6 protein-coding genes and 2 pseudogenes are annotated in these 10,717 nt (G+C 36.8%); 1 reads left to right on the top strand and 7 read right to left on the bottom strand.

What is annotated here, in order from left to right; genetic code table 11:
* Window positions 1–766: pseudogene (locus MCY_RS04470) on the top strand (tyrosine-type recombinase/integrase); the annotation flags it as partial.
* Between the two features lie 68 nt (window positions 767–834).
* Here the strand turns inward: MCY_RS04470 and MCY_RS04465 are convergent.
* From MCY_RS04465 to ssb, 7 genes and pseudogenes are all read right to left on the bottom strand, one after another.
* Window positions 835–1,636, bottom strand: a pseudogene (locus MCY_RS04465) (tyrosine-type recombinase/integrase); the annotation flags it as partial.
* Between the two features lie 1,071 nt (window positions 1,637–2,707).
* Window positions 2,708–3,826, bottom strand: a complete 1,119-nt coding sequence (gene tgt, locus MCY_RS04460) for a tRNA guanosine(34) transglycosylase Tgt (protein ID WP_007347181.1) — start codon at window positions 3,824–3,826, stop codon at window positions 2,708–2,710.
* A gap of 1,652 nt (window positions 3,827–5,478) precedes the next feature.
* A complete protein-coding gene (locus MCY_RS04455) occupies window positions 5,479–5,991 on the bottom strand; it encodes a peptidylprolyl isomerase (protein WP_007347180.1) in 513 nt (170 codons plus the stop codon).
* Window positions 5,992–6,009: 18 nt separating this feature from the next.
* A complete protein-coding gene (locus MCY_RS04450; RefSeq protein WP_007347179.1) occupies window positions 6,010–6,603 on the bottom strand; it encodes a peptidylprolyl isomerase in 594 nt (197 codons plus the stop codon).
* Complete coding sequence (gene coaD, locus MCY_RS04445) at window positions 6,593–7,111, bottom strand: pantetheine-phosphate adenylyltransferase (protein WP_007347178.1); 519 nt, start codon at window positions 7,109–7,111, stop codon at window positions 6,593–6,595. The genes MCY_RS04450 and coaD overlap by 11 nt, the downstream gene beginning before the upstream one ends.
* 24 nt (window positions 7,112–7,135) lie before the next feature.
* Window positions 7,136–9,916, bottom strand: a complete 2,781-nt coding sequence (gene gyrA, locus MCY_RS04440; protein WP_007347177.1) for a DNA gyrase subunit A — start codon at window positions 9,914–9,916, stop codon at window positions 7,136–7,138.
* A 218-nt stretch (window positions 9,917–10,134) separates the two neighbouring features.
* On the bottom strand, window positions 10,135–10,641 hold the full coding sequence (ssb, locus tag MCY_RS04435; protein ID WP_007347176.1) for a single-stranded DNA-binding protein: 507 nt from the start codon (window positions 10,639–10,641) through the stop codon (window positions 10,135–10,137).
* Window positions 10,642–10,717 lie beyond the last annotated feature (76 nt).

The following is a 10,717-nucleotide window of genomic DNA, read 5'->3' as shown; positions in this document are numbered from 1 at the left end:
CAAAGAGAACTCATTCTTATGAAGGTATGTGATACTATAGGAAATATTCCATACCGAGCAATTGAAAAAAAACATATTATAGCCGGTGTTGAACGCCGTAAAGAAATGCCAGCAGCAGCTCAAAATTTTCTGAAAGCGCTTAATGGGTTGTTTAATTGGGCAATTGAACAAGGTCTTTTGGAAAACAATCCGACGTTAGGGGTCAAAAAACCTCCTCTAAAAAATAAAGGGGGCTTTCCTGTCTGGACAGAAGAAGATGTTGAAAAATATTATAAAAGATGGTCACATGGTACCCATGAACGTGTTTGGATTGATGTTCTTCTTTACACGGGGTTGCGCCGTGGTGACGCTGTTCGTATCGGTTGGAAAGATGTGAAAGATAATATCATTCATCTCAAAACAGAAAAGAGCCAATTTAAAACAGATGTTTTTCTACCCATTTTGCCTGAATTAGCAGAAACCCTTAAAATTGGACCCATAGGTGATGAAACATTCATTTGTAGTAAACACGGGAAAAAAATGCCCAAAGAAAGCTTCGGAATTACATTTTATAATGCTTGTACCCAAGCAGGTATCAAAAAAACAGCCCATGGCTTAAGAAAATTAGCAGCCACACGCGCAGCTAATTCTGGGGCAACAGTACTCACAATTGAAAGCACTCTTTGGCTGGACAGATGATGCCATGGCGTCTCTGTATACAAAGAACGCAGACCGTAAAAAACTCGCTCTTGAAGCCATAAAAAAGCTTCAAAAAGATGAGGGATAGAGCCAAAAAAACGTAATAGAATCAGGAATCATCAATTCCCCCATATTAGACATAACTATTTCATTTTACTTGCTGTTTAAATCCTCAGCAGGAATAGTCCATATATCCCCATCAATTTGATCTTTATGAATATGGCGTATAGGATTTGTACGAACCCCTGTCAGAATAAGCAAACGCAAAGCCATTTGTGTCATTGTTGTTGTTTCGCAAAGTGTTTTATAAAAAGCCGGAACCTTTCTCCAATCCATAGCTGGAAAGTTTTGTGTTTTATGGCGTTGTTTCCCTAAAAGAGCTTGTGCTTTTGTCACTGCTTGTAAATCAACATCCAACCCTAATGCAGCCGCATGTTTGAGACAAATATTAAGACGATTCAGTGCTTTACGCGCTGTAACAGCTTTTGAATGCCAAATGGGGGCAAGAACATTGCGTATCTCTGTTGGTGTAATCTCAGAAACGGGCAGACAGCCTAATTTAGGGAGAATGTAAAGCCGCAAGGGAGAAAACCAGTTTCCATTTTTACCATCTCCTTTTAATTCAGCTTTCCGACTTTCAAAAGTATCTAAAGCAATGTCTTTTAAATAATGGAGATTGCTTATTGCCTCACGCTTTTGTTTCTCACGTTCTTTAATGGGGTCACGACCTTCATGCAAAACAGAACGCCATTGATTTGCTAATTCACGGGCTTTTTTTAAAGAAACGTTTTGCAACGCACCCAATCCCATTTCGCGGCGCCGACCATGAATGGTATAACGGTAAATCCATTGAGCACCCATCTTTACGTTTGTGAAGTAACAAGCCGGCACCATCATTATATTTGCCAGCCCCCAATGTTGCGACAGATCTTGCATTAAGACGGTTCATAAGAGCCATTTTTTAATCCTTTCTTATACAAATTTGATCCACACACTCATCCCACTTGTTATGTGCAAATGAGTGGTTTTGATTGATTCAAGATAAACAGATTTGAAATGAGAGAATCCTACGTTATTCGGGACTCTCATTCAACATACAAAACAGTGAATTATCATTATAAATCAATATCTTGTAAAAGGCTTGAAAGGATCATATGCTTTTCATAAAGCACGTTGTAATCATTCTCTAAAATCATAAGATTATCATTCAAAAAAACTGATAAAATTCTAAAAGGGATTTTAATAACGTAATCAGTTTTTAATTTCATACGCTTTTTATAAGATACGCTTTTATTACTCACTTAATTTAATGATATCTTCAATAGAAATTTTTAAATGTTTTAAAATGATAGACGTATCATCACCAGAAAGTTTTTCTGTATTCGCTTCTATGTTAAGTATGCAACGCTTCTTTTTAAAGCACCGATAGTTAACGTATTTAATTATTTTCAGATAAGTTTTATCAATAGATAAAAAATAAATATGATAAGTTTTTATTTAATATATTTATAGATTTTTTTGTAAAATAATAATTATAGTTATTAAACTTATTAATTTATTTGTTATTAAGTAAATAATGTAAAAGCTATTATCATAAAATTATATAAATATATTGTAAATATTAATATATAAAAATATAAAACTCTAAATTTAAAGAGATCTTATATTATTTTAAATTTAGTTTTCTAAGAATTTATCTTTTTGACTATAAACTATTCTTTACCTTTAGCAATAAAAATCTCATAAAAATACAATTTTCATACTTCTTTAAGAGTTCGCTAACGCCTCATTAACATTGTTGCTTTAAACAGTTATCAAAAACAGAAACGAACTGTTTTCCTCCGGATCAGGTAGCGCGTACCGGAGTAACAGTTTCTGTTTTTATAGGCCATATGTCATACAAAACTGTGCTTTTATATCTTAAGATAGTGTAACTTTAGAAGATATTTCTAATTTCATACTTTAGTAAAAATTTTAAGTGCGAAAATAAGTTAAATAAAAAATAAATCTATATATTATGGCTAACGTTTTAGCGTCCTTGTTCCCATAAAGCACGCGTTTCAGCGCAAAAATCAGCATAACAGCCTTCTTCAATGGCATCACGAATTCCTTGCATCAGTTGTTGGTAATAAAAAAGATTATTCCAAGTCAACAACATACCACCAAGAGATTCACCAGATTTAATCAAATGATGCAAATAAGCACAACTATAATCATTTGCCGCCGGGCAAAGTGACTGTGGATCAAGAGGATGTGGATCTTCTGCATAATGCGCATTACGCAAATTAATTCTACCAAATCTTGTAAAAGCTAAACCATGACGTCCTGCACGCGTTGGCATAACACAATCAAACATATCAATACCACAAGCAACACTTTGTAAAATATCATCAGGTGTCCCGACTCCCATAAGATAGCGTGGTTTATCCTCTGGCAAAATCGGACAAATAGCATCTAACATTGCTATCATCACACTCTGCGGCTCACCAACAGCGAGCCCTCCAATAGCGTAACCTTTTAAATCCATTTCTTTTAATGCTTGAGCAGAACGTTCACGCAGTTTTATATTATCACCACCTTGAACAATCCCAAACAATGCTTTATCTGATTGATCTCCAAAAGCTGTTTTACAGCGTTGCGCCCACCGCAATGAAAGTTCCATAGCTTCTTCCATCTCTTTTTCGGTGGCAGGTAATGCAATACATTGATCCAACTGCATCTGGATATCCGCACCAAGAAGTCCTTGAATTTCAATAGAACGCTCTGGACTCATTTCATAGTAGGCTCCATTAATATAAGAGCGAAAAATCACACCTTGTTCAGTAATTTTACGGATTCCCGCCAGGGACATAACCTGAAAGCCACCAGAATCAGTTAAAATAGGTCCGCTCCAGCGTGAAAATTTATGTAAGCCTCCCAAACGCGCAACACGTTCAGCTCCTGGACGTAACATTAAATGATAAGTATTTCCCAAAATAATATCCGCCCCAAGATCACGCATTTGTTCCATGTACATAGCCTTAACGGTTCCTGCCGTCCCAACTGGCATGAATGCAGGTGTACGAACACACCCTCGCCCCGTTATAATTTCACCTCGACGTGCATATCCATCTTGAGCAATTTTTCTATAATGAAATGTCTTTTTCATCGCTCTCGTCTTCTTGATTCCATAAATGCATATCGCTATAGAAAGAAAAAAGATATTTCCCTTACGAGTATTGCCATAAGCTTTACGAATTAATTCTTGATTCGTTCAATATTTTAACCAGCATAAAAAATTAAACGAGATAAAAGAGCATCTGTTATCAAGAAATCACCATAATAAAGAGATAATCTAGCTTCAAAGAAGTAGCAAAATCCTTATAATGTTATATCTCAATAATCTCATCTTCACATACTTTCATAAGCAATAATTTTGTATGAATAGGAAGAAATTCTGAACATATTTTACAGCTTACAATATTTTTCTCACAGCTCACGATATTGAGATAATCTTTAATGCTTGAGATAATTGACAAAGGAAAATTTTATTCTAATAGTTTTTCCACACACCTCACTCTTTCCCTTGTGAGAAAGAGAACTATTTACAAACCGACATTCATGGAAAGCTCATCCATTAGAACGGAGAAAAAGTAAATGTAAAAGGCATTAAAATGGGAGAAGTTTACAATATTCCAAGCTTTTATTCAATGTAAAATAATAAATTATCATTATAAATCAATGTATTATTATAAAAGCAATCTCTCTTTAATTGTATTCACAGATTACGCCATAAAACACAAGCCTGAAATTATATCTTTGCTATATTATGTTTGCAAATAAAAAAGATCTTAACTTTTTATTTTCAATACCTTGCGCATCATTCATATAATATGACATTAAAAATATAGAGCCTTCTCAATTATATATAACAACCAACATAAATGTAACACTCTATTACTACAACAAATTGATTTATAAAGATAATTTATCTTTATTCATATTGAATACCCCCCCCAATATTATAAAATTCTCTCATCCTAAACTTGATTGTATTGAATCAATTAAAAACTCTTACTTGCACATCAAAAGCAGAGCTGACCTGGAGATAAAAACACTAAAAAAGCGTAAAAAAAATGTCTCCTATGAATGCTCTCAAGTGTTAAGAACTGTAGAAACACCTCCAAAATGCCGTAAATCCTCAAAAGCTGGCAAGAACTAGTAAAATATGTGACGATACCAGCTTACTCTTTTAAGCGTAAAGATAGCAGTGCTCAATAAATTTTATCTTATTCAGGGAAGCTTTGTCACTATCTCCTTCACCAACACCATCACGAAATGGGTGCGACGAGCTTTGAGACATATCTCAAAAAAACACGTAAATATGCAACACAATAATGTTCTATTTTATATGAAGAATATGTATCCCATTTAAAAATATCAGAAACAAAAACATAAAGGAATGCACAATCTTCATTATTTTAAATATATCGCCTTCAATGCTTTGAAAAATAAAGCTGAATTAGAAAGAAGATAGCAAGATTAACCTTTTATTTTCACCTTTACATCTTCCCCCCAATTAACGCTTAAGCTGTCTCTTTATTTCAGAAATTATCCAAACAAATCAAAAGCTTTTTCCTACTTCAGCAAACAAAATTCTATATAAACCCATACCATTAAAAGAGAACTTTATAGAGAAAATAAAGACATAAACAGCTGAAACTCTCTTAGATATTTAAGCAACAACCATTGATCTTCACCATATATCAAACAAGAGAATTTTCTCTTAGCAACTGACAATTGAAACCAGTATAATTTATATCATTTTGCATCCACAGCAATGACAGCTTTGGTAATTGCATCAGGATCTACAACAGGTTCACCACGTTTAATTTTATCAACATTTTCCATACCTTCAACGACCTCTCCCCATATGGAATATTGACGATCAAGCCACGGAGCATCTGAAAAACAAATAAAAAACTGAGAATTAGCAGAATTTGGATTCTGACCACGTGCCATAGAAACTGTACCACGTTTATGAGAAAGATTTGAAAACTCTGCTGTTAAATTTGGTTTTTCTGAACCACCCATACCGGCACGTGATAAATTGAATTTTTCACCATCCTTCTTTCCAAATTGTACATCCCCAGTTTGTGCCATAAAACCATCAATAACGCGATGGAAAATAACATTATCATAAGCACCTTCACGAACAAGTTCTTTAATACGTGTCACATGACCAGGCGCTAAATCAGCAAAAAGCTCAATAACAACTCTCCCCTTCGTTGTTTCAAGAATTAAAGTATTTTCTGGATTTTTATTCTCAGCCATATGGAAAACTCCTTTGATTCATCTCTCAACTTGTAAAGTAGCTGTAATAATAACATCAGGATTTTTTACAGCCCCGTTATTACTTGTGGTGCCTTTTTTAATTTTATCAACAACATCCATCCCCTCTATAACCTCCCCAACAACCGTATACTGACCGTTTAAAAATTTAGCATCATCAAAACAAATGAAGAATTGAGAATTTGCAGAATCTAGATCTTTCGAACGCGCCATTCCAACAGTACCACGCTTAAACGGCTGCTTTGAAAACTCTGCCGGTATATTGGAATAATTTGAGCCTCCCATCCCCACGCGTTTCAGATCAAAATCTACACTCCCTTTTTTTCCAAATTTTACATCACCAGTTTGTGCCATAAATCCGGGAATAACACGATGAAAAACAACATCATCATAAGCCCCATTTTCTGTTAGTTTTTTGATTTGAGCAACATGTTTTGGTGCCAAATCAGGCCGCAGACGAATAATAACATCACCGTTTTTGAGCGATAAAATAAGAAGATTCGCATCACTCGCTGAGTTAAAATTATCAGCAAGAGCATGGCATGAAAAAAAGCAAAAAACACATATCAAAACAGCAAAAATTCTACGGGACACAACTATTCTCCTTTAAAGACTGGAATTTCGATTGCAAAGCTTGTGCAATATTGGGTGGTACAAATGGTGTTACATCACCTCCCATAGAGGCAATTTGACGTACCAATGTCGAAGTTATCGCACGCCCAGAAACGCTTGCCGGCAAAAAAATAGTTTGTAATTCAGGCGCCATAATGCCATTCATCCCTGCCATTTGCATTTCATAATCAAGATCAGTACCATCACGCAATCCACGAATGAGAAATGAAGCACCAACTTCACGCGCCTTCTCAATGAGAAGGTTATTAAATGAAAGAACCTGCAACCGATTAGAATCTGCACCGAACATGTCTTTTCCTACCTGCATAATAAAACCAACACGCTCTTCAAAGCTAAAGAGCGTTTTTTTATTAGCATGTATACCTATAGCGATGATCACCTTATCAGCTAATACAAAACACCCTTTCAAAACATCAATATGACCATTTGTAAGAGGGTCAAAAGAACCTGCGTAAAGAGCAATTTTCATGATGTCACTCCACGCCCTTCAAAATTATTTTTCTTCGTTCATATCAACTGCCTTAGAATGCTTCTCATCATCATCTAATGAATTGGTATCATATTCAGGTTCAGAAATACGTTCAACCGATACAACTCTTTCACCTTCAGCTGTATTAAAAATTGTGACACCTTTAGTTGAGCGCCCAGCAATACGGATTCCATCAACAGGGACACGAATAAGCTGGCCCCCATCTGATACCAACATAATTTGATCTTGCGCCTTCACCGGAAAAGCCGCTACTAACTTACCAATTTCAGCTGTTTTAGAGGGATCTGTTGCACGAATACCTTTTCCACCACGCCTTGAAATCCGGAACTCATAGGAAGAAGAGCGTTTACCATAACCAAATTCACTTACCGTCAAAAGCATTTGTTCACGTGCATGAAGTTCTACATAACGTTCATCTGTTAACTCTGTTTCGGCACCACTCTCTTCTTCATCAAGAGTTACGATATCCCCAACATCAGTATTCACACCATCAGCACGTCGCTCATTCATAACACGCTTAATATAAGCAGAACGCTCAATAAACGTTGCCTCCACATGCTCTAAAACCGTCATCGAAATGACTTTATCACCTTTAGCCAAATTGATACCGCGAACCCCCACAGAATTACGCCCTGCAAAAACACGAACATCCACAACTGGAAAACGGATACACTGTCCATCGGCTGTTGTTAAGACGACATCGTCATGTTCTGTACAAGTTTCGACAGAAAGAATTTCATCTTCTTCATCAAGTTTCATTGCGATTTTACCATTACGATTAACCTGAACGAAATCTGACAACTTATTACGACGAACAGTTCCACGTGTTGTCGCAAACATAACATCCAATGCGCCCCAACTCGCTTCACTCTCAGGCAAAGGCATAATCGTTGTAATGCGTTCGCCTTGTTGTAAGGGAAGCATATTAATCAAAGCCCTCCCACGCGATTGCGGTGTTCCCAGTGGTAAACGCCACACTTTTTCCTTATAAACAATACCACGTGATGAAAAGAAAAGAACTGGAGTATGCGTATTGGCAACAAACAAGCGCGTTACAAAATCCTCATTTTTCGTAGACATACCAGAACGCCCTTTACCCCCACGACGTTGTGCACGATAAGTATTAAGAGGCACACGCTTAATGTAGCCACTATGACTCACTGTTACGACCATATCCTCTGATGCGATAAGATCTTCACTCTCCATCTCAGCGCTACCAAAACCAAATACGGTACGTCGCGGGGTTGCAAATTCCTCACGAAGAGCACTCAATTCATCCTTAACAATACGCATAATACGTACGCGCGATGCTAAGATATCAAGATAATCAGCAATATCCACACCAATTTTATTCAACTCATCAGCGATTTCATCACGCCCAAGAGCTGTCAACCGTTGCAAACGTAACTCTAAAATAGCACGCGCCTGTTCTTCAGAGAGATTATAAGTACCATCCTCATGAATAATATGACGGGGATCGTCAATAAGTTTAATCAAAGGTGCAACATCCATCGCTGGCCAGCGCCGCTCCATCAATTGTGCACGCGCTGTTTGCGGATCAGGAGCTTTGCGAATAAGTGCTATAATTTCGTCAATATTAGCAACAGCAAGAGCAAGACCAACCAAAACATGGGCCCGCTCACGCGCTTTACGCAAAAGATATTTTGTTCGCCGACTAACAACTTCCTCCCGAAAAGAAACAAATGCACGGAGCATATCCAGCAATGTCATTTGTTCAGGTTTTCCCCCATTCAACGCAACCATATTACAACCAAAGGAAGTTTGCAGTGGCGTATAACGATATAGTTGGTTTAAAACAACTTCCGCAATAACATCTTTCTTCAACTCAATAACAACGCGATATCCATCACGATCAGATTCGTCACGTAAATCAGAGATTCCTTCAATGCGTTTATCGCGCACCAACTCGGCCATTTTCTCAATCATCGTTGCCTTATTAACTTGATAAGGTATCTCACTCACAATGATTGCCTGTCGACCATTGCGAATTTCTTCGATATCAACTTTAGCGCGCAGAATGATTGAGCCACGCCCTGTTTCATAAGCTGAACGGACATTAGAATGTCCGAGAATAATACCCCCTGTAGGAAAATCCGGCCCAGGAATGATTTCAATTATTTTATCGATTGTAATATCGGGATTATCAATCAAAGCGATACAACCATCCACAACTTCACCAAGATTATGGGGAGGAATATTCGTTGCCATTCCCACAGCAATACCACCCGATCCATTGACTAAAAGATTAGGAAAACGCGCTGGTAAGACAACCGGTTCACGCTCACGCCCATCATAATTATCCTGAAAATCAACAGTATCTTTATCAATATCAGCTAAAAGTTCTTCTGAAACTTTTTCTAAACGACACTCAGTATAGCGCATAGCTGCAGGTGGATCACCATCAACGGAACCAAAATTTCCCTGACCATCAATCAATGGATTTCTCAAAGAAAAATCCTGCGCCATACGTACTAAAGCATCATAAATTGAAGCATCACCATGGGGATGAAATTTCCCCATAACCTCACCAACAACACCAGCAGATTTACGATACGACTTATTGAAAGAAAGCCCCATCTCATTCATAGCATAAAGGATACGTCGATGAACAGGCTTAAGACCATCACGAACATCAGGAAGTGCACGTGAGACAATCACACTCATCGCATAATCGAGGTATGAGCGTTGCATTTCATCAATAATACTGATTGGTTCAATACCGGTCAGCACATCACGTTCTGGGTGTGGAGTAAGCTCGGTCACAATTTCAAAACTTTCAAAAAAGAATCATTTCATTTTGTTTATATCGAAAAATACACCAAAATGCTAATTTCTCTTCCGTTACAAAAAAGAAATTTAACAATATTTTTCAAGATGTTATTAATCTCTATTAAAAATTACCAACAATTGAACAGTTTTTACTTCGCTAAATGGAAAAAATCCGAAATAAACAAACCATAAAGCAATCATAATACTGCACCTTAAAAAGGTACATCGTCATCTAATTTATGTGAAAAGCTTTCTCCTAATTGGCTATTATTTTGACCAAAAGTATTTCTTTGATTTGAGTGACTATCAACAAAGCCACTACTGTAACTCCCCCCTTGACTTGCTCCTTGTTCTCCCCCTACAGTTCCACGCCCATCAAGCATTTGTAGTTCTCCACGGTATTTTTGCAAAACAATCTCTGTTGTATAACGATCATTTCCATTTTGATCTTGCCATTTACGTGTCTGCAACTGCCCCTCAATGTAAATTTTACTGCCTTTTTTTAAATATTGCTCTGCAATTTTGACAAGATTTTCATTAAAAATAACAACATTATGCCACTCAGTGCGTTCTTTTCGCTCATTTGTATTCCGATCGCGCCAACTTTCTGAAGTAGCAATACGTAAATTTGCCACTTGATCACCTGAATTCAAACGGCGAATTTCAGGATCTGATCCGAGATTACCAATCAAAATAACTTTATTAAGGCTACCAGCCATTGCATAAACTCCAACGTTTTAATTCGTAAAATTTTGTTGTGTAATAGTTATAATCATCTTTCTCTTCAATTTACAT

Source organism: Bartonella rattimassiliensis 15908 (assembly GCF_000278215.1).
GTDB classification, from domain to species: domain Bacteria; phylum Pseudomonadota; class Alphaproteobacteria; order Rhizobiales; family Rhizobiaceae; genus Bartonella; species Bartonella rattimassiliensis.
Note: the sequence above shows the minus strand (reverse complement) of the source record. Positions and strands in the feature narration are given on the sequence as shown.